Raw genomic sequence first — 24,761 nt, 5'->3', positions numbered from 1 at the left:
AAGCATCAGGGAGCAGAGTACGAACCCCGCTCCCCTCCGCTGGGAGGCGCTAGATCTTGAAGATCCGGCGACGGGTTCCCTCGAGACGCTGAAGAATGGCGTCCCGGCGCTCCGGCTTGGCCATGAATTCCTGGAAGCCGACCAGGCCGGCCTGGGCCATGTCGGGATCGGTGTCACGGTCGTAATATTGCGACGTGCCGGCCACCGTCTTCAGGCTTTCCACAGCCGCGTTGACCAGCGGGTCCTTGCTGGCCGGAAGGTCGTTGCGCGGCGGAACGTTGCCGCCGGGTTCCAGATAAGGGCCGAAATTTTCCGGCTGGTAGAAGAACGCGAGGAACTCGCGGGCACCCGCCTTGTTCTTGGCGTTGGCCGGGATGTGGACCGAATTGACCGAGAATTCTTCGTAGCGGTCGAGGGCGCCGTCAATCTTCGGGAAAGGGGCGAATGTCAGCTGCTCGAGATCCTGCTCAGGGAAAGTAGCTTTCACGAAGGCACCGAGGTTCATCATGCCGGCCTTCTTCTGGGCGAGGAAGGCGCCGGCCTCCTGCCAGCCGAACGACGTCTGATCCGGTGTGAAGAAACCCTGCTTGATCAGCTCTTCCCAGTGGTCGAAAACAGGCGTCAGCGCCGGGTCGGTGTAAGCCATCTTGCCATTCATCAAGGCAAAGTGCTTGTCGAGACCGTTGATCCGCAGGTTCATCTGGTCGAACCATCCGGCCGCCGGCCAGAGTTCCTTGGTGCCGATGCTGACGGGAATAAGGCCGGCAGCCTTGGACTTCTGGCCGTAAGCAAGGAATTCGTCCCAGGTCGCCGGCACCGTCAGTCCGTGCTCGGCAAAGACGTCCTTGCGATAGAACATGCCCCACATCGTGCCGCCAGTCGGCAGGCCATACTGCTTGCCGTCGACAGTGACGGCACCGGTCGTGGCACCCAGCACGTCCTTGTACTTTTCCTTCTCGAACAGATCCGAAATGTCGTCGAACAGGCCGCGAGTGACGAAGGCGCGCATGCGGTTTCCGGAGAACCAGAAGCAGACATCCGGCGCGCCGGCGACAAGGTAGTTGCGGATCGCGGTCTTGTGGGCCTCGTGATCCATATTGTTGATCACAACCTTGGTGCCGGACTGCTTCTCGAAGTCGGCCGCGATGCGCCGCAAGATCCGCAGGGCATCGGCATTGTTTTCGTCGGAAATGATGGTGACTTCGCTCGACTGGCTGAGTGCCGGCATCGGGAAGCCCGCGAGGGCTCCAGCGGAAATCCCCCCAGCTCCCTTCAGGAAATTGCGCCGCGTCGACGGCTTTTCAATCCACTTGAACGTCATTGTTACTCCTCCCGTGTTGTCAATTCTCTACTGGCACACCGGCCGGCGCGGTTGTTCTTCTCAACGGCACGGCTCACCTCCCGGGCAAGGGAATATGCTTGCCCGCTCCTTCAGAGGGCGGTGACATTGCTAACCGGATTAATTTCGCTGACCCCCGGTTCGGGTGTTGAACAGTCGGGCAAACTTATGCATATGTTTTCTCGAGAGGCAATAATTAATTTACAAAATTAAGAAAGCGGATCCGTGAAGCTCAAGGGTGACCCGAGCACGACTCGGGCGATGAACCGCAGACTGATCCTCAATCTCTTGCGGCAGGAAGGAGCGCGCAGCCGGGCCGACATAGCGTCAGTTACCGGCCTTAGTCCGGCAGCGGTCACCTTCGTCGTGGCCGACCTCATCGAGGATGGCCTGCTGATCGAAGGCAAGACAGTCGTGGGCTCGGCTGGGCGCCGCCCTATCCCGGTGGATATCAACTATGCCAACGGCCTTGCCTTAGGTTTCAAGCTGATGGTCGGATCGGTCGAATGCGTGGTCACCGATCTTGCGACCAATCCGCTGGGCTCTCTGCGCGTCAAGCTCTCGGACAGCGATCCCGACCACATCATAGCGACCTTGGCCAAGGCGGTACCGGAGCTGATTTCCATTGTCGATCGGCCCGCTGCCAAGCTTGCCGGGATCGGCATTTCAATGCCTGGCGTCATAGACAACCAGAAGGCTGTGTGTATCCGCAGCAATCGCTACAACTGGGACAACGTTCCCCTTGGCCCGATGCTGGCCGAACTGGTAGACGTCCCCGTGTGGCTTGAGGACGACACCAATGCCTATGCCATTGCCCAGCAACTCTTCGGCCTGGGACGCCAGCACCGCAATATGGCTGTGCTGGCGATCGGCGTCGGAATCGGCTGCGCGCTCGTCTTCGATGGCAAACTCTATCGCGGCGCGAACGGTGCCGCCGGCAAGTTCGGCCACACCTCATATGAGGAGAACGGCCGCCTTTGCGAGTGCGGAAAGCGCGGCTGCTTGATGGCCTATTACGCCGAGCCGGCGATCCTGCGCACCTGGCGCGAAGCCACGGGGCACAACGAAACGGATAGCAAAGTCAGCCTTATGGCAGCCTTGGCAGACCGCGAACCGCGAGCCGTCGCCATTCTCGAGGAAGCGGGACATGGCATCGGCCGGCATCTCGCCAATCTTGTCAACATCACCGACCCGGAGGTCATTGTCGTCGGTGGTGAAGCCGTGTCGTTTGGCGATGCGCTGTTTGGCCCGATGCGGGCGACGCTCGGACAAAACACCTTTCGACAAGCACCGCCAATGCTGCTGGACTGGGAGGACAATTCCTGGGCAAGAGGGGCGGCTGCACTCGTGACGCAGAAGCTCTTCGATTTCGAAACATCGGCCGGCAACGCCGCGCCGCTTTCAAAGCGGGCTCTATGGTCAGCATAGAGCGACGAACTGGCAGCCCTGCTTCAGCTCGACAACGAATAGCCAAGTGGATTGGCGCGTCAGGCTGCCCGAACGCTGCGCGCTCCACGCGCCCATGCCGGCAACCAGTCGCCATGCGCAACCAGCAAATCATCGACCAGCGACCATATCTGGTCGAGGTCGAGCTCGGCCGCCGTGTGCGGGTCCATCATCGCCGCGTGATAGATGTGCTCGCGGTTCTCGGTCATCAGCGCCTGGACCGTCAGCTCCTGGACGTTGATATTGGTGCGGATCAGCGCGGTGAGCTGCACCGGCAGGTCGCCAATGAACGTGGGTTGAATGCCGGAGGCATCGACGAGGCATGGCACCTCGGCCGCGCAATTATACGGCAATGACGTGATGCAGCCATTGTTGCGGACGTTGCCATAGATCACCGACGGCTCGCCGGTCCAGACCGAGTTCATGATCGAGGACGCATATTCCTTCGACTGCTCCACTTCGATCTTGTCAGCCGAGCGATAGGCTTCCGCTTGCCCCTTCCAGCGTTCGATCTGCTCGATGCAGCGCTTCGGGTATTCGTCGAGCGGGATACCGAATTTCTCGATCAGATCCTCGCGCCCGTCCTTGATGAAATAGGGCGTGTATTCCGCGAAATGTTCGGAGCTCTCGGTGACGAAGTAACCGAGGCGCTTCAGCATCTCGTAGCGCACCTTGTTCGGGCAGCGCGGATTCCATCCCGGCTTCGGCGCCCGCCCTTCGCTGTAGGCGCGCAGCAGATCCGGATAGAGATTGCGGTAGGAGCCGTCCGGCTGGCGATGCTCGAACTTCAGGTAGAAGGCCATGTGATTGATGCCGGCCGAGCGGTAGCGAATCTCCTCGTAGGGAATATCGAGATCATGCGCCAGTTCCATCGCCGTACCTTGCACCGAATGGCAGAGGCCGACCTGCTTGATGTCGGGGTATTTCTCCGCGATCGCCCAGGTGTTGATCGCCATCGGGTTGACATATTGCAGCATGATCGCCTGCGGGCAGACCGCGAGCATGTCCTCGCAGATCTTCCAGAGATGCGGCACGGTTCTCAAGCCTCGCATGATGCCGCCAACACCGAGCGTATCGGCGATGGTCTGGCGCAGCCCGTATTTCTTCGGAACTTCGAAATCGGTTACCGTGCAGGGCTCGTAGCCGCCGATCTGGAAGGCGACGACGACGAAATCGGCGCCCGCCAGCGCCTTGCGCTGGTCCGAATAGGTTTCGGCTTTGGCCTTTACGCCAAGCGTCGAGATCAGCTTGCCGACGACGATTGCGCTTTCCTCGAGCCGTTGCGGATTGATGTCCATCAGCGCGATCGTCGAGCCGGATAAAGCCGGACGCTGCAATATGTCGCCGACGATGTTCCTCATGAACACCGTCGAGCCAGCTCCGATGAAAGCGACCTTGGGATTTCTTGCCACAACAACCTCCGGCATAAGCAATTAGGCTACCTCGAAAGCGGCTTTGACCAGCCGTTCGGTGTAAGCGGTCTTGGGATGGGACAGGACTTCGTCGACCGGCCCCTCTTCGACGATCTTGCCGTGCTGCATGACGATGACGCGGTGGCACAGCGCCCGCACGACCTTGAGGTCGTGCGAGATGAAGATGTAGCTCAGGCCCCGTTCGCGCTGCAGCTTGCGCAGCAATTCGATGATCTGCGCCTGGACCGAGAGATCCAGCGCCGATGTTGGCTCGTCGAGTACGATGAATTCCGGTTCGAGCGCGACGGCGCGGGCAATCGCAATACGCTGGCGCTGGCCGCCGGAAAACTCGTGCGGGAAACGCGAGAGGATATCGCCGGGCATGCCGGCGCTGATCAGCGCCTCGCGCACCCGCTCGATCCGATCGTTCCTGGTGGCGCCCATGCGGTTGACGACCAGCCCTTCCTCGATGATCTGGCCGATCGTCATGCGCGGGTTGAGCGACGAGAACGGATCCTGGAAGACGACCTGCATGCGCGACCGCAACGGCCGCATCTGCGCCCGCGAGCAGCCATGAATCGGCTGGCCATCGAAATAGATCTCGCCGCTGTCGGTGGTGTTGAGCCTGAGCAACGCCTCGCCGAAGGTGGTCTTGCCCGATCCGGATTCGCCAACGAGACCCAGCGTCTCGTGCCGTCGAAGGGTCAGGCTGAGGCTGTCGACGGCAACGAGTTCGCGCAGGTCCGGCCTCATGAACGTGCCATGCCGCAGCATGAAGGAGACGCGCACATTCCTAGCTTCAAGAATAACGTCGGCGCCTTCCGGCAACGGATTTGCCTGGCCGCGCGGCTCGGAGGCAAGCAGGTGACAGGTGTAGGGATGCTGCGGATTGGCGAACAGCTTCTCCGTCACATTGTGCTCGCGCATCTCCCCATGCTGCATGACGTAGACATAGTCGGAGAACTGCCGCACCACGGTCAGGTCATGCGTGATCAGGATCACCGCCATGCGCAGTTTCTTCTGCAGGTTTCGGATGAGATTGAGGATCTGCGCCTGAACCGTGACGTCGAGCGCCGTCGTCGGCTCATCGGCGATCAGCACATCGGGATCGTTGGCCAGCGCCATGGCGATCATCACACGCTGGCGTTGGCCGCCGGAAAGCTGGTGCGGGTATTGTTTCAGCCGCGCCTGGGGCTCAGGAATCTGTACCTGCTGCAGCAGCTCGAGCGCTCTTGCTTCGGCCTGCCTGCGGCTCATCTTGCGATGCACCCGTATCGCCTCGACGATCTGGCTGCCGATCGTGTAGATCGGGTTAAGCGAACTCATCGGCTCCTGAAAGATCATCGAGATGCGGTCGCCGCGCAGTTTGCGCCGCGCACGCTCGGAAAATTTCAGGATGTTGGCCCCGTTGTATTCGACAGTCGATTTCGGCGACACGACTGCGCGCTTCGACAACAGTCCCATGACGGTGCGCGCCGTCACCGACTTGCCCGATCCCGACTCGCCGACAATGGCGATCGTCTCGCCGCGATAGAGCTGGAACGAGATGTCCTTGACGGCTTCCACCATGCCGTGTTCGACCTTGAAATCGACGGCGATGTTGCGGGCATCAATGACCGGGTTTTCCGAACGGCCGTCATGGTCGAGCCGGACGGGCGGTGCGAAGGATTTGACGAGCGCGTGTTGCATCATCTCATGCTCAATAAGGATCGACCGCATCGCGCAGTCCATCGCCAAGCGCGTTGAACGCGAAGACGGTGACAAGCACGAAGCCGACCGGTGAGAGGATCCAGGGATAGGTGCCGATGACCGAATACGTCGCGGTGTCTTGCAGCATCAGGCCCCAGGAGATCAGCGGCGGCTTCACCGCGAAGCCGAGAAAACCGAGGAAGGATTCGAGCAGAACCACGCTGGGGATTGCCAACGTGACCGCAACGATCACGTGGCTCATCACGTTTGGAAAAATGTGTTGCATGATGATGCGGCCATCTGTGGCGCCGACCGCCATCGCCGCACGAACGTAATCAATCCGCGCCAGTGCCAGGGTCTTGCCGCGCACTTCGCGCGACATCTGCGCCCAGCCGAGTGCCGACATGACAACGATCACGAAGGCCAGGAAGACATTCGTCGGCGCCGTCACCGGAACCAGCGAGGTCAGCGCCAGATAAAGCGGCAATTGCGGAAACGCGAGCACCAGTTCGACGAAGCGCTGGACCCAGACGTCGAATGTGCCGCCGAAATAGCCCGACACCATGCCGACCGTCGTGCCGATCACGGTGACGATGAAGACCACGGTCAATGCGATCATCAACGAGATGCGCGAACCATAGATCGCACGAGCCAGCACATCGCGACCGAATTTGTCGGTGCCAAGGAAGTGCACCGGCTGGCCGTCGGTCGAGCCGAAGAAGTGCCGGTTCGCGGGAAGCAGGCCGAGCAGTCTGTACTCCGCTCCCTTGACGAAGAAGCCGAGCAGCCGCGGATGGTCGTAGTCCGGCCCGACGACGGGTTGGAAGGTGACCGGGTCGAGGTCTTCCGAATCCGCCAGGGCATAGACGCGTGGCTGGAAGACGAAGTTGCCGTCCTTGTCATGGAAGCTCATCATCTGCGGCGGGGCGAAGCCGACATCGGTCACCTTGGGATCCATCGGTGCGAAGAAGTCGGCAAACACCGCCAGCAGCACCAGAAACGCGACCAGGATGAGCCCGGCCATGCCGGTCCAGGACCGTTTCAGGCGGCGCCAGACGAGTGCGATGTAACTCTCATTGCCGCGCGGCTTGATCTTGGCCGGTTCCTCGGCAAGTGGCGGCAGCGAGGGCTCGAAAGCAAGCATCTCAGGACCCTGCATATTGGCGCACACGCGGATCGAGCATGACGAGCAGCATGTCGGCGATGATGTTGCCGACGATCAGCGTCGCCGACAGCACCATCATGAATGTCGCCGTGACATAGACGTCGCCGACCGCCATCGAGCCAACGATCGCCGGGCCGACGGTCGGCAGGGCAAAGATGATCGCGGTCTCGATCTCGCCGGTCAGCATATAGGGCAGCACCACGCCCTGATACATGACCAGCGGATGCAGCGCATTGGGCACCGCATGGCGCATCACGACCGCACCGCCGCTAAGGCCCTTGGCGCGAGCGGTTTCGACATATTGCGCGTTCAGCGTGTCGAGCAGATTGCCGCGCATCACCCGCATGTTGTAGGCGAGCCCGCCGAAGGTGGCGATGGCGACAACCGGCCAGACATGCCGGACGAGATCGACGAACTTCGCCCAGGACCACGGCGCCCCGCCAAATTGCGGCGAAAAGAAGCTGCCGATCTCGGAAACGTTGAACTGGAAGACCAGCAGATAGACGATGATCAGCGCCATCAGGAAGCGCGGCACCGTCATGCCGAGGAAGGAAATCGCTGACAGCGTACTGTCGATCCAGCTGTACTGCCTGGTCGCCGCCCATATGCCGAAGGTGATACCGAGGACCGAGGCCAGCAGATGGCACACCAGCGCCAGCAGCAGCGTGCGCGGCAGCCGCTCGCCCACCACATCGGCCACCGGCTTGTTGTAATAGAGGCTGTAGCCGAAATCGCCGCGGGTGATGATGCCGCCGATCCAGTTGAAATACTGGACGGGCAGCGGCTTATCGAGACCGTGTTCTATCCGATAGGCCTTGGCCTGCGCGTCGGCCTCGGCGAATGAGGCCCCGCCCTGATTGATCAACTGCGAGCGGATGTAGTCGGCATAGTCGCCCGGCGGCGCCTGGATGATGGCGAAGGTGACCAGACTCAGAATGGCGAGGACCGGGATCGCCGACGCTATGCGCGTGAGCAGGAATCGCAACATCGGTCGGTCCGCTTCCTTGTCTGGCCGGTCGCTCTCTTTGAGCGTACGGAGGTTTGCTTTGTCCGGCCGCGCCAGCTGGCGCGGCCGGAGTTCTCAGTCAGGGGAGGTAAACCTAGTTCATCGGGCCCTTGTCTCCGGGCTTGCCGGGAAGCTCTTCGGGGAACAGCTCGTACTTGGCCTGCTTGTCGGCAGCGACAAAGACCCGCTCGCGGACGATCGAATCCTCGGCCCAGTTGAACATGAAGATCGGCGTGCCCTGCGGGATGTTGGAGAAGCGTTTGTTGATGATCAGCGCGCCGGGATATTCCGTCAGGCCGACATTGTAGACGTGCTCGGTCGAGATCTTCTGGAACTTTCTCATCAGGCTGGCGCGCTCGTCATTGTCCGCGGACGAGACAAACTTGTTGACGATGTCGACGAGGTCCTTCTCGAAAGGCATCATATCGACCTCGCCGTTTTCCGGCGCACGATGGTCCCAGCTGGTTCGTGGACCGACCGGGGCCAGCTGATCGGTATTCTGGACGACGGAAGTCAGCTCCTGATCGTTGCGCCGTACCAGCCAGTCGAAGCGGCCGGAGTATTGCGAGGCATCGCGCTGGGTGCCGTTGAGTCCGTTCAGCACGATCCGCAGCCCTAGCTTTTCCATCTGGGCGACGACACCTTCGGCAAGGCTCTTGTCGGTGGTGTAGTCGTTGTTGACGAGCATCACGATCTCGACATTCTTGCCGCCGGCGGTACCTGCAGGAAAATTGACGAAGCCGTCGCCATCCGTGTCCTTCAGGCCTGCCTTGGCGAGTTCCGCCTTAGCGCCTTCGAGATCGAAGGGGTAGTAGACCGTCGACTTCCGGTCGTAGAAGCTCGTGCCCGAGGATAAGCCGCCCGGATAGATGGCAGTGAACGGACCCTTGACCAGCGAGTCGCCGAGCGCCTTGCGGTTGAGCGCCATGGTGACGCCTTTGCGGAAGTCCTCGTTGCGGTTCAGCTCGCGTATCGCCTGTCCGCGCTCGTCGGGGTTGCCCCAGCCATTGGCTGAGAAATTCATGCGCAGATTATAGCCGATCAGCCGCGCGCCGAACGCAAGCCGTGCCGGTGCGTCTTTTTGCGCCGCGCGCTTCAGCGAGGCGACGAAGTTCTCTGGCTGCTCCAGATTGGAGAAGTCGCCCGCCCCCGATACCGCCTGAACGTCGCGGTCGGCCCAGGTCGACAATTTGTAGTGCAGTTCATTGAGATACGGCAGCTGGTTGCCCTTCTCGTCGACCTTCCAATAGTACGGATTGCGACGCATGACGATGATGTCGTCGGGGCGGTATGCCACCGGCACCCAGGCACCCATCACCGGCATGTTCATATATTCCGGCGGGAACGCGTTCTTGAACTGCTCGTAGGTGTTCTTCGAATATTTCGGATGCTGCGGCTTGAGGATATGCGACGGGCCCGGACAAAAGGTGCCGTAAGCCATGGCGTAAAGGTATTGTTTCGGAAAGGCGTCCTTGAACGTCCACTCGACGGTGTAGTCGTCGATTTTCTTCAACGTCGTGCCGACGCCGAAGGTCTCCTGCGTCGCGCCGTTCAGCGGCGACACATTGGGGTCGATCACCTCGTCGTCCCAGTAGAACATCACATCGTCGGCGTTGAACGGAACGCCGTCCGACCATTTGGCGCCTTCGACCAGATGCATCGTCAGCGTGTGGCCGTCCTTCGACCAGTCCCAGCTCTTGGCGAGGTTCGGCAGCGGCTCCGTGTCCTTGGCCTCGACCTGGAACAGCGGCGCGGTGCGCGTCAGGCATTCGGAAAGGCCGATGTCGATACCGCCCCAGCCTTGCGTCTGGCCGGCGCCGTAGTTCCAGCCCTCCGGCCGGCCGCCGATGACATGACGCATCGTATCACCGTAGACACCGACGCCGTCCGGCATATTGCCGGTCTTGAAGACCAGCGGCTCCTTCGGCAGCCGGTCCTTGACCGGCGGCAGCTTGCCTGCCTTGACGTATTTGTCGGTGACCCAATCGGGTTCGTGGTATTCCGGAAGTGCCTTGAACTCCAGGATGGAGTCGCGCGCGACGTATTTGATCTTTCCCTCGGCGGGAAATTGCGCAGGCACCGGCGGCACGGTCGGCTCGGATGCATACGCGTTCAGCGCCGAGGCCGAGACGCTAAGCGCCAGCCCGGCGAGAATGCCAATGTTTCGAAAATTCCTCATCGTCTCTCCTCCCTGTTGTTCAGGAGCGCGTTGACGCCGCTCCATTTCTCCTCGAACGAATGTACAGACGGGTGCGGAAAATCCTCCCGAAAGCTTGCCGCGATCCGTTCTGGCGAAATTCAGACGGCCTGCTTGAGAGCCGTTTTTTCCGCACGCAATTCCTCGATCGAACGGACGTCGCGCCTTGCCGCACCGGCCCATTCGCGGGTCTTGATCCTGGATTTCGAAAGCCGTTCCTTCGCGGCCGGCACCGCATCGGCATATTGCGGCAGCCAGCGAGCCTGGGCGACGACCATTTCGTCCACCATTTGCCAAACCTCTTCCGGCGTCGAAACCGCGCCGACCAGCGGGTCGTGCAGGACCGCGAGCTTCAGCAGGTCGATATCGCCGGAGATCGCCGCATGAACCGACATGCGCTGGACGTTGATCGAGGAAATGCAAGTGGCGGCGCAGGCCTCCGGCAGCGTGATGCCGGAGGCCATGTTGATACCGAAGCGGTCGACGAAGCCGGGCGACTCGATGATCGCGTCTTGCGGCAGGTTGGTGATGATGCCGTTGTTCTTGACGTTGAAATGGCCGCGGTAAACGCGGTTCGTCTCCAGCGCCTCGAGAATGTGGCTGGCATGCTCGTTGGAGCGCTTGGCGGGGTCTATCGGCCTGGCGGCGGATTCCAGAAATTGCGGGAACTCCGTTTCGAACCAGTTGCGTGTTTCGGTCGAATAACGAAGGTAGCCGCCGGTCTCGCCGTGAATCCAGTCGGACATGTCGATCCAGCGGGTGATTTCGTCCGGCCGCTTGCGATACCAGGGCAGGTATTCGGAAAGATGGCCGTTGCTTTCGGTCGAATAGACGCCGAAGCGCTTCAGGACATCGATGCGCAGCTTTTCCTGCTGCGAATAGACCGGATGCGCCTCGAAGGCGGCAACCAGCTCGTCCTTACCGATCTTGCGGCCGTTGAGACGCAGGTCGATGAACCAGGTCTGGTGATTGATGCCGGAGCAGACGTAGTCGAGATCGGTGCGCGACTTGGCGCCGAGCACTTCGGCGATCTGGTCGGCGCCATGCTGGACGCCGTGGCAGAGGCCGACGGTATCGACCCTACCATATTCGATCGCCGCCCAGGTGTTCATGGCCATCGGATTGGCGTAGTTCAGGAATTTCGCTCCAGGCTCGGCGACTTCGAGGATATCCTTGCAGAAATCGAGGATCACCGGAATGTTGCGCTGGCCATAGAGGATGCCGCCGGCGCAGATCGTGTCGCCGACGCACTGGTCGATGCCATACTTCAAGGGAATGCGGATGTCGTCCGCATAGGCTTCGAGACCGCCGACGCGAACGCAGCTGATGATGTAGCGTGCGCCCTCGAGGGCAGCACGGCGGTCTGTCGTTGCCGTAACCTTGGTCGGCAGCCTGTTGAATTCAACGACCCTGTCGAGGATCGACTTGATCATCTGGAGGTTGCGCTCGCTGAGATCGGTCAATGCGAATTCGACATCCCTGAATTCAGGAACGCACAAAATGTCGGTGAAGAGCTTCTTGGTGAACCCGACGCTTCCCGCACCGATGATAGCGATCTTGAAACTCATCAGCCTCACCTCGACCTGATCGAACGCTAGGGCAAAGGCGGCGAAAAGAGGCTGGCCCGCCTGCGACGCTATGCAGGCTGGAATCCAGCACTTCCTCCCATCCGCTCTTTGACCGCGGTTTCTTTTGCTTTTCTCGAGGGATTATGCGCCTTATTCGGCACGCGACCAGAGAAGGATTATGCTTTTAGGGGTAATTTTGTGCTGCGGAACTTGATCGACATCGGGCCGGCGGGCAGGACGGTATCGCTGCCGCGCGGGCGCCAGCGCCTACACACCATGCCGACAAGCACCGGCTATGAAGTGCGCGAGAACGAGGTCTACGACTGGGATGGGCGCAAGCGCGGCCTGACGCCGTTTACCGTGCTCCAGCATACGATCAGCGGCACCGGCCGATTGCGCTACGAGAACCGGAACTACCGCCTGCAAAAGGGCGACACTTTGCTGGTTCTCGTGCCGCACAACCACCGTTACTGGCTGGCCAAGGGCGAACGCTGGGAGTTCTTCTGGATATCGATGAACGGCGAGGAGGCACTGCGCATCCACAAGTCGATCCTTGCCGCCGTCGGTCCGGTGCTGCGGCTGCAGCCCTCGACGATCGATCATCTGGCTGATTGCAGTATGCGCCTGATCACGGGCGCGGTCTCGCCGGGAGCCGCCTCGGCCGTCGCCTATGAAGCAGCCATGGCGCTCTACGACGATGTCTTCGGCTCGCATGCCGTCACCGACGACAAGAGCGCCATGCAGCCGGTCATCGATCACATCAGGGCCAATCTCGACAGGCCGCTCCGCGTTGCCGATCTCGCTGAGATCAGCGGCCTGAGCCGCGCGCATTTCTCGCGCTGCTTCGCCGAGAGCGAGGGACTTCCGCCCGCCGAATTCGTGCTGCAGCAGCGACTGCAGCGGGCGGCGAAGTTGCTGACGAAGGCCGATTTCCTGCCGGTCAAGGAAGTCGCCATCATGTGCGGCTTTGAGGATGCCAATTATTTTTCGAAGGTCTTCCGCCGCCTCTACGGCATCAACCCGACGCAGTTCCGCACCAACGGGATGTATGCCAGCCTGGGAACCGCCCGATAGCCCGATAGATTGGCACCGCGCTTGGCATCGGGTGCGGGAACGCTTTTGCTTCCCCTTGGTTTAGGACAAGAGAGCCTGCTCGCCGCTGCCGCACCCCCGCTCTGGCGGCGATCAGGCCACAGATGTCAGGGGAGTGATCGATGAACAACCCCGATCCGAACAACCCGAATCCACTGCCGGACAATCCCAATCCGGAGCCGGCCCGGCCGCCTGCCCCGCCGGAGACTCCGCCGGGAGAACCTCCAGGCGTACCCCCGCCCTCGCCGGATCCAATTCCGACGCCGGACCAGGAGCCGATCGGAGTTCCTCCCGGCACGCCTTCCGAAATTCCTTCGGAACCGACTTTTCCCGGGCCGACCGCCTGAAGGGGCGGTCGGGTGGAGGATGGCAAGGGTGATTTCGGCGAAGCGCTCGAAACGGGTCTTGCCATGGAACGTTTTGCGCTGGCGCTCATTCACCCTTCCATCATGGAAACCGGCGGCGGGCCCTGCAACCAAGGGAGGTTAAAATGAAAGTTGGCAACTGCATGACAAAGGACGTCGAGATCGCCAGTCCGCAGCAAACCCTGCGCGATGCGGCTGAAATGATGGGTCGCCTCGACGCCGGCGCAATGCCGGTGGGCGAGAACGATCGGCTTGTCGGCATGGTAACCGATCGCGACATCGCAATCCGCGGCGTCGCCCAAGGCAAGACACCTGACGCCAAGGTACGGGAAGTGATGAGCACCGAGGTCAGGTATTGCTTCGAAGACGAAGACGCAGAGGATGTTCTGCGTAACATGGCTGACCTGAAAGTGCGCCGCTTGCCGGTGCTGAACCGCGACAAGCGCCTGGTCGGCATCGTTTCGCTGGGCGACCTCGCCACCAACAGCGAGACGGCGACAGCAGGTGAAGCGCTGAGCGGCATCTCGCAACCCGGCGGCGAGCATTCGCAAACGATACACTGACGGCGCACCACCGGCCGGCCTTTGCTACGACCGAACCGCCGGCTGGATAGACGCCGGCCTGCCGGCGAAACTGTTCAGAGCGAACTGGACTGCAACCCGACGAGGAGCAAGCCATGATTACGATGAAGGCCGTCCGTATCCACGATTTTGGTGGACCGGAGGTTCTTTCGCTGGACGCGGTTCCGTTGCCTCAGCCGCATGACGACGAGGTCACGCTCAAGGTCTACGCGGCAAGCGTCAATCCCGTCGACTACAAGGTTCGCGAGGGCTCTTCGGGCGCGGATCTGCCCGTCACGCTCGGCCGCGACGTATCCGGCGTGGTGGAACTGTGCGGCACGCGGGCCCATACGCTGAAGAAGGGCGATCCGCTATATGCCATGCTCGGCAACGACCGCGGCGGCAACGCCGAATATGTCGTCGTGAAGGCAACGGAGGCGGCGGCGAAGCCGCAACGCTTAAGCCACGCCGAAGCCGCCGCCGTGCCACTTGCGGGCCTTACCGCGTGGCAAGGCCTTTTCGATCACGGCGGCCTCAAATCCGGGCAGCGGGTCCTTATCCATGGCGGCGCCGGCGGCGTCGGTCATCTGGCGGTGCAGTTCGCAAAGGCCGCGGGCGCGTTTGTCGCGACGACTGTGTCCGCGCAGGATTTCGATTTCGTCCGCGCGCTTGGCGCCGACCAGGCGGTCGATTACAAGAACCAGCGCTTCGAGGAGCTTGTCGAGGACGTCGACCTCGTCTTCGACCTGGTAGCGGGTGAAACACAGGACCGCTCGTGGGACGTGCTCAAGCCCGGCGGGACGCTCGTCTCAACGCTTTCCGAACCGTCGGCGGAGAAGGCCCGCCTGCATCGGGCTCGCGGCGTTTCCTATTTGACCAAGCCGAACGCGGCGCAGCTTGCCGAGATCAGCCGCCTCATCGACGCCGGGAAGGTCAGGCCATTCGTGCAGGCAATCTATCCTCTTGAGGAAGTCGCCAGGGCCGAGGAACAGCTCGAGAAGCAGCACACGCGCGGCAAGATTGTGCTTCAGGTAGCTGCCTGAGCACTCGCCGAACAACAGGCCGCGGGCCAGTTTGCGGAGTGCTCGGACACAGGCCGTTTTCTGCTGTCCAGAAGCCCGGCGGCCGAGAGTTTGACACAGGACGGCCCGCCGGGCCTGGCCGGCTTAGGCAGGTGCCGGCTAAAGCAGCATGCGCCGGGTTTGCCGGGATGCGCAAATCAAACAAATCAAGGAGATGCAACGGATCGTGAGGCACGTCGCGACGACACCGTCGCACGGCTGCGATCAGTTAACTGCGAAGCGAAGGACACAGCGTTTACCGACAGGCGGGCCAGGTTCCTACCGGCCGCAAGCCGCAAAAACCGCTTCAAACTGTCGGAAACCGGCGATAGGTTCGAACCATGTCTCAACCCGCCAATATCTCGCGCGAAACGGCAGTCTCGCCGTGGCGCCACAACTGGTCAGGAGCGTATGATGGCAGACGAATGCAGGCACGCCGGGGACATTCGCGGCGTGACACCGAGCGCGCTCGGCTGCGAGGAATGCCTGAAGAGCGGTTCGCAGTGGGTGCATCTGCGGCTCTGCCGCACATGCGGCCATGTCGGCTGCTGCGACGACTCGCCCAACCGTCATGCCACCAAGCATTTTCGGGCAACCGGCCATCCTGTCATCGAAGGCTACGATCCGCCGGAAGGTTGGGGATGGTGCTACATCGACGAAATCTTCCTCGACCTCGGCGACCGCACCACGCCGCAAAACGGTCCGATACCGCGCTTCATTTGAGCTTTTTGCGAGCGGGCCGTTTCCGTGAAACGATGAACCGTTCTAAAGCATGTCGCGCAAAAGTGTGCAGCGGTTTTGCGATAACGACATGTTAAAACAAGAATCTAAAGCGCGTTGCATGAGGCCGATCGAACGCGACGCGCTTTAGTCCAAGGCTGCTTCGGCTTGAGCGGGCGCATCGCGTCCCTCTGGTGGTGCCGATGACCGCTCGCGCATATGCCTGACCGTCTGGAGAACACGATCGGCAAGAAATGCAAGCGCGCCCTGTGCCGTGCGCGTCCCGATGACGGATTCCAGCGTAACCGCCTGCGTTGAGAATTTGTGTTTGAACGACTCTGCGCCACAGAGGAAATCGACCATGCTCAAACCGTGATCTATCGACCACTGCACGTAATCCATCAACAGGATCACACCCGGCGACGCCCGGCCGAAATCCGGATCGAACGTCGTCACGAAGGCCATCATCACGTCGTGCTGGACGAAATTGATCGACACCGCGACCATCACGCCATTGCATTCGAGGACGAAGATATGCAGCACGCCGGCGCGCGCCAACGCACCGACGAGCGCGGCGAGTACCGGGACGCCCTCTTCGAACAGGTCTGACTCACGCATGCGCTCGGTCAGCCATTTCCGCTTCAAGGCCGCGAGGCGCTCCAGTACCGGTTGCAGCGGCTCGTCGGGGGCAAGCAGGCGAAATCTCACCTCTCCGGTTTCTTCCAGCGCCTTGATGCCGCGCCGATAGTTCTGGCGCGTCTTTTTCGACTGGCCCGCGAACCATGCCGCTCCGCTTTCCCATTGTCCGGCAACGCGATAGCTGACTTCCGTTCGGTGAAACGGACGAAGCCTGATGCCGCCGGAAGCTCCCGGCGTGAAAATTTTGCGGGCCGCCGCATCCGGCGAGAGACGACTGATCAAGGCAAGGTCGAAGCCGCCGGCATCGCAGAGTTGGGTCCATAGCTCCTGCAGCGCCGATAACGAGCATTCCGGAGCAACGAGAATATCCCCATAGTCGGTATAGCTGCCGGCCGCCCATTCGAGAAACCGCAGCCCCCTGCGCCTGCCGATCGCCAGCGGAACGACAGCAACGAGTCTCTCGCCCTTCCAGACCAGGCCGATCCGCAACGCGCGCTGGTCACGGCGTTGTACGGTACTCCACCATGCCGAAATCCAGGCATGGCTTTGAAAGATCAGCCCGTCGGTACGATGCCAAAGCTCCATCCAAGCGGCTTCGATCGCAGCCAGGCGATCCGCCGAACGGACGATTTCCAGGCGCTCCGCGCTTAGGACGTCGATGGAAACAGCGGTGTTCATGAAGGAGAACTGTCCTGTGGCTGCGCGACCACATTGGGCCGTCTGTGAAACAGTCGCATGACATGCCTTGCCATCTTCTTGAGCGGCAGGATGTAGAGCCCAAAGAGCGACTGGTAATCGCGCACATCGCGATCGACCAGGCCAAATTTCAGGTCTTCATCCGGCTCCGGGACAAATTGCGTTCCGAACAGACGATCCCAGAACGAAAAAAGCAGGCCGAAATTCTTGTCATAATGACGAGGGTCGATGCTGTGATGCACCTGGTGCCAGTGCGGACACAGGATGATGTTGTTCAACGGGCCGAACGATATCTTGAGATGCGTGTGACGAACAAAGTCCATCATCAGGATGTTACGGATGACGTAGACGTTGATGCCGAAGATAGCGACCTCTACCGGATCGAGTGCGATCAGGCTCCAGATCCCGAAGCAGATGCCCGGGATGACGCCATCCCACATACGGTTCATCAGATCGTCCAGCGGATGAACCCGGTCCTTGGTGATCCCCACCATCACCTCGGCCGAATGATGTACCTTGTGCAATTCCCACAGGAACGGGAAACGGTGCTGGGCGACGTGGTAGAGGTAGTATGAAATATCATAGGCGACCAGCATGGTTGCGGTGAAGATGACGATCGTCACCGGTCCCGCCGGGCCGCCGAGAAGCGGCGCGTGGATGTTAAGGAGCCAGCCAATTGCCTCGCGTGTGCCATAGCCCACCGCGACGACGAAGGTGACGCCGGCAGGAATAAGCAGGAAAGGCATCATCGCCCGTTTCGTGATCCAGAACATGGCGTCGGCTCGCGCCGACGGGTGCAGGATGACTTCCTGTGGGAAGGCGAAGTCGAAAAAGTCCCTGAGGGACTTATGTTCGGCAGTTCGCCAGTAGGCGATCACCGCGCTGCCCAGTGCGGTGAGGAGAAGCAGGCCGAGCGTGGTCAGATTGACGTTCGAAAGCTTTTCCACAATCGCTCTGGCAAATTCGGAAAACATTGATGCAGCGGCTCCTGGTCGTAAGAAGGCAGTCTGGGGGTCGTAAGAAGGCGATCTCGCGAATAGCAAAGCACAAAATTCCCGCCAAACTTGCTACGCCGCCTGCAACCAGTGGCTGTTGCGGGGCGCAGCGGGCAAAGCAGGCTGGATGGTGCGAGACTAGCAGATCAACGGTAACGAAACCGCTAAATGTCCAAACGTAATTAATGTCGAATACGGCTGGAACTCACGCGGCAACTCTACGTTGGCACCGGTTTTTGCTGTCGCGGCGGGTGAATTGGGGCAAGATGGATATCGATCCCGGCTTCGCCCACTTCACCGTGCCAGGCGAGGCGTTCGGCTTGCTGCCTGCTGCCAAAACGCAGTGAAACCCAACCGCCTTGGCCCGGCATGTCACCGCCGGCGCCGATATCGAGAGCAGCATCAGGAAAGCGGATGGCCAACAGTACCTCGTCGCCGCGCAATACCGCGACCGTATCTTCGTGCCGGTCGGCATGGAGGCCGGGGGCCAGTTGGAAGACGATCTCGGACTGGCGCTTGCCGCCGAGCAGTTGGTCGGTGATGAGGATGCCATCGGCCTGGCGCGCCAAAGTGCGCTGATGCACGACGCCGAAGCGGCTTCTATAGCCGTCATGCCGGGCGCTCAGCCTCCAGTGCGGTTCCGGTTCGCTCTCCACCAGCGCTGCGACTGCCTTGTGCGACCAGTTGAAATTTCCAGCGATGGTGCTTTGACTCTTGCCCTCGATGTTCAGCGTGTTGTGCGCCGGTGTGGAGCGGAACCAGTCGCGCCATGCGCCTCCCGAACCGTAGAGCCAAGTGCCGGGATCGACCAGCACCGGCTCATCGTCGATGCACAGGGTGAGCGACAGCGCGTCGGCATGGCCGTGCGCCGCTATCGAGAGATAGCCGAGCGGTCCATGGTCGAACGTCAGTTCGACATTGCGGCCATTCATTGCTCCGCGCCAGACGGAGAGCCCGCCTTGCGTGAATGTCTGCAAGCCATGCACCGCGGGCGCCGGGCCTGACGGCGCACCAAAGAAAAGCGAACGAAAATCGTCAGGCTCCGGCGCGTTGCCCGGCGTCCCCAGTAAGCCGTGGATGGCGGCCGCGACGGATCGGATATAGTTCGGCTCGTCGCCCAGCTTCAGCACATGGCCCTCATCGTCGTCGCCGAAGCGGGCGGCTTTCTGTGGCAGCCAGCCGACGAAATTGGCGAAGGCGCCCAGACGCGCTTCGACGGCCGAGGGAAACGGCGTTCCCGCCTGGCGCGCCGCGGCGGCGCACAGCAAGATGAGTTCGGCGCTGAAGGCTGCATAGGTCGGCGTTTGCTCGGCACCGGCGCCGTCGGCAAGAATCTGCTTGTGCGTCTCATTTAAGAGGGCGCTGCGGGCAATTTCGGATTCGGCCCCGAGCGCCAGGCCAACCAGATATTCGCCAGCCAACTCTGCGACGAGATGGTTGTTGGCGGAGGAATATCGCGACGGAAACCGCGGCAGCCAATAGGCGCTTGCCGCGAGTATCTCACCGGCTTTCCGCAGCGTCGCCGGGTCAAGCCGGTCACCGATAAGGTCCAGGGTGACGATGAGGCTGATGGCTCGCAGCGCTACTTCGATGCCGGAAGCCCAGCCAATGCCTCGGTACGGCGGATTGGCGGAATGCCAACTGCCGATTGCCGCCTCAATGGCACTCCTGGATCGATTGTCCTCGCTGAGGAGCAGGTGTGCAGCCAGTACTGGCAATTGCTGCAGCCGGTTGATCTCCCAGACATATTTTATATCGCCAAGGTCGCCGCCATCGCGAAAATCGATATCGAAAGTATGAGCCTCGGCGCCAGGCCAAAGCCTGCCGGTTACCGGATCAAGACGCCAAAGCTCAGCAGGAAACAAACGATCGGGCTCACGCTTTGGCCATGTCCGCCCGAGTGCCGAAAACCGGCCATGAAGCATCTCTTGCGCGGCCGCCGCTATGGCCTGCCGTTGAGCGTCGGTCGCTGCCAGCGCAGCATGGCGAAATCCGGGCAGCACTGGGTGCAACTGCGGCGATGGATAGCGTTCCCACCCATCATCGCGGCGGCGCGACGCGATCCTTCGACGTTGCTCGCCCAGCCGGTGCAACACCTCGGCCGGTCCCATGCTGCGCAATCGGTTGATGTACCAGCCGATTCTCATGCACGCCCCGTCAACGTTTCGGTCCTTGTATACCATGCCGTCGAAAAGCTGCGGGCCGGCAATCTTCTTTCCCGTTCGTTGCGGTTAATATCTCCCGCGAGCATGCGGAGGGAGCGATGCGAAAAGCGGTGTATTTTGTTGCCTGGGTGCTCGCCTTGCTTGTGGCGGCCGAGGCAGAGCCCATCCCTCTCAAGCGCGGCGTTGGCGTTCATCAGTGGCTCAACTGGTCGCCGGTGGCGAAAGACGGAACCTACGTTTGGCCGCCCTATCGCAGCGAAAAGGAGTGGCTTGCGGAAAGCAGGCCGCTCACCGACTGGCCGGCCGGGGAGGTGTTTGCCCACATCCGATCGATGGGCTTCGACTTCGTCCGGCTGAGCGTCGATCCCGGCCCGCTGCTTGCCAGCGGGGACGCCAAGCGGCAGCAGGCGCTGGACATACTTGCCGCCGCCGTCGAGCGGATCACGTCGACCGGCCTCAAGGTGGTTTTCGACCTGCATGGCGTCACTCAGGTTCCCGACTACAGCATGGAGATGATCTATGGCGGCGCCGACAGCGAGGGCGTTGCCCGCTATCGTCACATGGTTGTGGCGGTCGCCGCCATGCTGGTCAAGATAGGCACCGACAAAGTCGCCCTCGAACCTTACAACGAGCCCGCATACTACCCTTGCGATGCGAGCGGCAGCGATCACTGGCAGCGGATCATGGCAGGGACCGTCCACGACATTCGAGCGGTCAACAGCGAACTTACCATCGTTGCAACCGGCGCCTGCGGCGGCAGCATTGCCGGATTGGTCAACCTCAGCCCCGGCTTTGATGACCCAAACCTCTATTACAGCTTCCATATGTATGAGCCGCACAGCTTCACCCACCAGCGGCCCGATGACACGATCAGCTTTGCTTCGGGACTTCCCTGGCCGGCCGACAGCAGTACACCCGAAGTGGTGACCGAAACCCTTAGAGCGCGGATGGACGCTGCCGGCTTGAGCAGGGTCGAGCAGGTCATGAACATGGCCACCGCGCGCCAAGCAATCGCGAACTATTTCGAGCAGAACTGGGGCCAGAGCCAACTGGAGGCGAGCTTTCGCCAGGCTGTCGACTGGGCTGAAGGCCATGGCATTCCCAGCCGGCGGCTCTTCATGGGCGAATTCGGCGCTATCCTCATGTCCGCGGACGGCCGCATGGGCGCCTTTGAGGCCGACCGTTCGCGCTATCTCAAGGCAGTGCGCCAAGAGGCCGAACGCTTCGCGATCCCATGGTCTGCCTGGGAGTTCTCCAATCCCTATGGGATGAGCCTCATCCCGCCCGATGGTCCCCCAGTTCCCGACCCGGAGATGCTGCAGGCATTGGGCCTGCCATAGGTGCCATCACTCGCCCTCACCAGCGAACAACCGGTGGCAACCCCTGACGGCCAGACTCGATCGAGGAACGGCCCGTGGCAGCTTTCTCCCGGTTGGGTTGTATTGGCACGAAGTGTTTAACACATTTGTTGTACTGAGTGGGGAATGCGCGCGCCTAGGGGGGAACAATGTGTGGAATTGCCGGATGGATCGGGCGAAGGGCTAAAAATCCACAAGAGCGGGCCGCCAAAATGTCAAACGCATTGCGGCATCGCGGTCCCGATGCCGAAGGCACCGAGATATTGGACCTGAATACCGGCGAGCAACAATTGGCATTGGTTCATCGCCGTCTGGCGATCATTGACCTAGCGCCCGAGTCGAATCAGCCGATGCAGATTGAGGACGGTCGTCTCAAAATAATTTTCAACGGCGAGATATATAACTACATCGAGCTGCGCCAGGAACTGATCGGCCTTGGCCATCATTTTCGAACGCGCTCCGATACCGAGGTGCTGCTCCGAGCCTACGATCAGTGGCGCTTGTCAATGTTCGACCGGCTGAGCGGCATGTTCGCCTTTGCACTCTGGGATGCTCAGAGGCAGGAATTGATCCTCGCCCGGGATCCCTTCGGGGAAAAGCCGCTTTACCTCATGCAAAGCGAAAAATTGCTGCTATTTGCCTCGGAGATCAACGCATTGTTGTCATCGCAGCAAGATGCTCAGGAACTCGATCTGGATGCCGTGCACGAGTATCTGAACTGGCGTTATGTGCCGGGACCGCGCACGCTCTTCAAACAGATCCGCAAACTCAATCCCGGAAGCTATGCTGTCTGGTCGCAAGGGGTAGTCAAGGAAACGCGCTACTATACGCCTCCGGACCAGGCGGCCGTTACCGAGCGGATCGACGGAAAAACCGCCAAGCGGCGATTTCTGGAATTGCTCGACCATTCCGTCGAGATCAGGATGCGCAGCGATGCACCTTTTGGGGCCTTTCTCTCCGGAGGGCTCGACTCCTCGGCTATCGTCGCGCTGATGGCCAGGCACAGCGCCACGCCCATTCGCACGTTTTCCGTCGGGTTCGACAACGCAGCCTATAGCGAATTTGCATTCGCCCGACGCGTTGCCGATCATTTCAAGACCGATCATTGCGAACTTGTAATCCAGCCAGGCGATCTGATGGATCATCTGCCGACGATGGTTCGCCAACGCGGGGCACCTGTTTCGCAAAGCAGCGATATTCCAATTTACCTGATGTCGGAGCGAGCCTCGCAAGACGTCAAGATGGTGCTCACCGGAGAAGGAGCCGACGAGATTCTCGGCGGCTATCCCAAGCATCGCGCGGAATCACTTGCCGGGATCTACCAGTCGCTTGTTCCAGCCTCGCTGCACGATAACGTCCTTTCCCCTTTGGCACGCGCCATGCCGGGCGCGTCGGCCAAGGTCGATACATTTGCCCGCACCGCGGGCGAAAGGGACTTTGCCGCCCGGATGGTCTCCTGGTTTGGAGCCGTTTCGGCGCAGCAGAGCGCCTGCCTGATCGGCGCGTCCGCAAATCGCCGTTATGAGCGCAACGACTTTCCGTTCTCGTCAAGCGCTGCGGCTTCCCATCTTCGCCGCGTGCTGTTTTTCGATCAGACATCGTGGCTGCCTGACAATCTCCTGGAACGAGGCGACCACATGATGATGGCCGGTTCAATCGAAGGAAGAATGCCGTTCCTCGATCGAGACCTGGTTTCATTCGTTAGCAAATTGCCCGATCGCTACAGGCTGGGTTGGTTGCACAGCAAGCAGATCCTGCGCGACAGCATGGCCAATATCCTCCCGGAGGAAATTCTCAGCCGCCGCAAGGTCGGGTTCAAGGTACCGGTCGCCGAATGGTTTCGCGGATCGATGAGGAACTACGTGCATGACCATCTTTGCTCGCCTCACTCCGTCATTCGCAGCTATCTGAGTCCGAAACAGCTAGATCAAATCGTCTCGGAACACACAACGCGTGCTGCAGACCACGAAAAGCTGATATGGGCGCTGTTGAATTTGGAGATATTCCACCGCGAATTCAGGCTCGACGCGCCGCCGCGATCGTCGGCCTCAGCGCTTGACCGGTTGACGGCTTGACGCGGCCGACCGCCAGACATCGCAGATTGCGCCAACAAACGGGGCGAGCTCAAGCCGTTCCCGATGCACGGCCATGGCACCGGCACCAAGCCTTGCCCGCAGTGCCGGGTTCTCCACGAGGCGGCTCAGCGCCTCGGTCAACGCTGTAACATCGCCTGGCGGCACCAGCAGCCCGGATTGCCCGTCGGTGATTATGTCTTCGACGGCGCCAACCGGGGTCGCCACCACCGCCAAACCGGCTGCCATGCCTTCGATCACCGACATCGGCAGATTTTCGGCGAAGGATGGAAGAACCAGAATATCGGCCGAAGAAATCAGCGATGCGACATCGTCCGGTCCCACCCAACCCGGAAAGGCGATCCGGTCTGCAATCCCCAGCGCGGCCGATTTTGCCCGTGCCGCCTCGACTTCGCCATCGCCGGCAATCGTGGCGCGCCAATTCTTGACAAGGCTCATGCGGTGCAGTGCCTCGAGCAATTGCGGTACGCCCTTGCGGTCGCCGATGCGGCCCAGGAACAGGATATGCACATGGTCGCCGCCGCCGACATGCGCCAGCGACGGGACTTCGGTCGCATTGGGCACGATCACGATATTGCCGGCTGCGCCCGGCGCCCGGCTGGCGACGAAATCGCGCCAAAGCCTGCCCAAAACGATCACCCGATCGGCATGCTCGAACAGAGCTTTGATACGGCGGCTAATGAAACCGCGGTCGGCTTTCCAGAATGTCTGATACTGCGCCCCGTGCAAGTGCAGGACATAGGGTATCGACAGCAGCCGTGCGCAGGCGGCGATCACCATCTTGCGGTAGGTGCTGCCGGAAACCGAGATGTTGATATGAATGACATCGGCGCGTCCAGCCAGACGCGCTTTAAGCATCCGTAAGCAAAAACCGAGCATATAGAAGATCGAAAGTCCGACATGCCCCGGGCCACGACTGGCAAGGAAGCACACATCGATGTCGGCGATTTCTTGCCGTTCGAACTCCTGCTTCAGCGCGCCCATGATGCGGTCGATGCCGCCCTGCCCCGAAACGCCCGAGGGCGTCGCGACCAGGACATGTATTTTTCGATCGGATATGAGGCGCTGCAACATGATGGTACTCTAAATAACACAGACCGGGTAACTGCAAAGCAAACGTTCCCGATAAGTTTTACGGCAAATCTTTTAGTTCAAACTGAATCTGTTCACCCCTCGGCGTCATCGGGCTGGATTT

Annotated in this window: 19 protein-coding genes; 8 read left to right on the top strand and 11 right to left on the bottom strand. The window is 61.0% G+C overall.

Annotated elements, in window-relative coordinates; translation table 11 throughout:
* Positions 1-49 precede the first annotated feature (49 nt).
* Entirely contained in the window at positions 50-1,321 is a 1,272-nt protein-coding gene (locus NKI41_RS12400; protein WP_352473206.1) for an ABC transporter substrate-binding protein, read from the bottom strand.
* Positions 1,322-1,564: 243 nt separating this feature from the next.
* On the opposite strand from NKI41_RS12400, the gene NKI41_RS12395 reads away from it, so the two are divergent.
* Positions 1,565-2,767 carry an ROK family transcriptional regulator gene (locus NKI41_RS12395; protein ID WP_352683208.1) on the top strand — a complete coding sequence of 401 codons (1,203 nt, stop codon included), beginning with the start codon at positions 1,565-1,567 and terminating at the stop codon, positions 2,765-2,767.
* A 59-nt stretch (positions 2,768-2,826) separates the two neighbouring features.
* Here the strand turns inward: NKI41_RS12395 and NKI41_RS12390 are convergent, their stop codons facing one another.
* From NKI41_RS12390 to NKI41_RS12365, 6 genes are all read right to left on the bottom strand, one after another.
* Entirely contained in the window at positions 2,827-4,197 is a 1,371-nt protein-coding gene (locus NKI41_RS12390; RefSeq protein ID WP_031211901.1) for an alpha-glucosidase/alpha-galactosidase, read from the bottom strand.
* A gap of 21 nt (positions 4,198-4,218) precedes the next feature.
* A complete protein-coding gene (locus NKI41_RS12385; protein WP_352683287.1) occupies positions 4,219-5,886 on the bottom strand; it encodes an ABC transporter ATP-binding protein in 1,668 nt (555 codons plus the stop codon).
* A gap of 10 nt (positions 5,887-5,896) precedes the next feature.
* On the bottom strand, positions 5,897-7,030 hold the full coding sequence (locus NKI41_RS12380; protein ID WP_352467677.1) for an ABC transporter permease: 1,134 nt from the start codon (positions 7,028-7,030) through the stop codon (positions 5,897-5,899).
* Between the two features lies 1 nt (position 7,031).
* Entirely contained in the window at positions 7,032-8,039 is a 1,008-nt protein-coding gene (locus tag NKI41_RS12375) for an ABC transporter permease (protein ID WP_352452370.1), read from the bottom strand.
* Positions 8,040-8,151: 112 nt separating this feature from the next.
* Entirely contained in the window at positions 8,152-10,236 is a 2,085-nt protein-coding gene (locus NKI41_RS12370) for an ABC transporter substrate-binding protein (protein WP_352541688.1), read from the bottom strand.
* A 119-nt stretch (positions 10,237-10,355) separates the two neighbouring features.
* On the bottom strand, positions 10,356-11,822 hold the full coding sequence (locus tag NKI41_RS12365; protein WP_352472519.1) for an alpha-glucosidase/alpha-galactosidase: 1,467 nt from the start codon (positions 11,820-11,822) through the stop codon (positions 10,356-10,358).
* A gap of 198 nt (positions 11,823-12,020) precedes the next feature.
* On the opposite strand from NKI41_RS12365, the gene NKI41_RS12360 reads away from it, so the two are divergent.
* From NKI41_RS12360 to NKI41_RS12340, 5 genes are all read left to right on the top strand, one after another.
* On the top strand, positions 12,021-12,896 hold the full coding sequence (locus tag NKI41_RS12360) for an AraC family ligand binding domain-containing protein (protein WP_502898565.1): 876 nt from the start codon (positions 12,021-12,023) through the stop codon (positions 12,894-12,896).
* Between the two features lie 377 nt (positions 12,897-13,273).
* Positions 13,274-13,408, top strand: coding sequence for a hypothetical protein (locus NKI41_RS12355; RefSeq protein WP_352683206.1), 135 nt, complete (start codon positions 13,274-13,276; stop codon positions 13,406-13,408).
* Positions 13,405-13,842 (top strand): CBS domain-containing protein, encoded by a 438-nt coding sequence (locus NKI41_RS12350; RefSeq protein ID WP_352472517.1) that lies wholly within the window; start codon positions 13,405-13,407, stop codon positions 13,840-13,842. Before NKI41_RS12355 ends, NKI41_RS12350 begins: the two co-directional genes overlap by 4 nt.
* A 113-nt stretch (positions 13,843-13,955) precedes the next feature.
* Positions 13,956-14,882: an NADP-dependent oxidoreductase gene (locus tag NKI41_RS12345; protein WP_352449638.1), complete on the top strand. Its 927-nt coding sequence runs from the start codon at positions 13,956-13,958 to the stop codon at positions 14,880-14,882.
* 429 nt (positions 14,883-15,311) lie between these two features.
* Positions 15,312-15,623: a UBP-type zinc finger domain-containing protein gene (locus tag NKI41_RS12340; RefSeq protein WP_352501352.1), complete on the top strand. Its 312-nt coding sequence runs from the start codon at positions 15,312-15,314 to the stop codon at positions 15,621-15,623.
* A 144-nt stretch (positions 15,624-15,767) separates the two neighbouring features.
* Here the strand turns inward: NKI41_RS12340 and NKI41_RS12335 are convergent, their stop codons facing one another.
* From NKI41_RS12335 to NKI41_RS12325, 3 genes are all read right to left on the bottom strand, one after another.
* Positions 15,768-16,937, bottom strand: coding sequence for a GNAT family N-acetyltransferase (locus NKI41_RS12335; protein ID WP_352472515.1), 1,170 nt, complete (start codon positions 16,935-16,937; stop codon positions 15,768-15,770).
* Positions 16,934-17,929: a sterol desaturase family protein gene (locus NKI41_RS12330; protein ID WP_352683204.1), complete on the bottom strand. Its 996-nt coding sequence runs from the start codon at positions 17,927-17,929 to the stop codon at positions 16,934-16,936. The genes NKI41_RS12335 and NKI41_RS12330 overlap by 4 nt, the downstream gene beginning before the upstream one ends.
* Positions 17,930-18,168: 239 nt before the next feature.
* A complete protein-coding gene (locus NKI41_RS12325; protein WP_352683203.1) occupies positions 18,169-20,097 on the bottom strand; it encodes a heparinase II/III family protein in 1,929 nt (642 codons plus the stop codon).
* A 116-nt stretch (positions 20,098-20,213) separates the two neighbouring features.
* Between NKI41_RS12325 and NKI41_RS12320 the strand changes: the two genes are divergently transcribed.
* Positions 20,214-21,455, top strand: a complete 1,242-nt coding sequence (locus NKI41_RS12320; protein WP_352683201.1) for a glycoside hydrolase family 5 protein — start codon at positions 20,214-20,216, stop codon at positions 21,453-21,455.
* A gap of 167 nt (positions 21,456-21,622) precedes the next feature.
* Positions 21,623-23,548, top strand: a complete 1,926-nt coding sequence (gene asnB, locus NKI41_RS12315; RefSeq protein ID WP_352683199.1) for an asparagine synthase (glutamine-hydrolyzing) — start codon at positions 21,623-21,625, stop codon at positions 23,546-23,548.
* Here asnB and NKI41_RS12310 read toward each other — a convergent pair.
* Positions 23,522-24,640: a glycosyltransferase family 4 protein gene (locus NKI41_RS12310; RefSeq protein ID WP_352683197.1), complete on the bottom strand. Its 1,119-nt coding sequence runs from the start codon at positions 24,638-24,640 to the stop codon at positions 23,522-23,524. The genes asnB and NKI41_RS12310 overlap by 27 nt on opposite strands.
* Positions 24,641-24,761: the final 121 nt, after the last annotated feature.

This window comes from Mesorhizobium sp. M0601 (genome assembly GCF_040320845.1).
In the GTDB taxonomy this organism is placed as follows: domain Bacteria; phylum Pseudomonadota; class Alphaproteobacteria; order Rhizobiales; family Rhizobiaceae; genus Mesorhizobium.
This window is presented reverse-complemented; position numbering and strand designations above follow the sequence as displayed.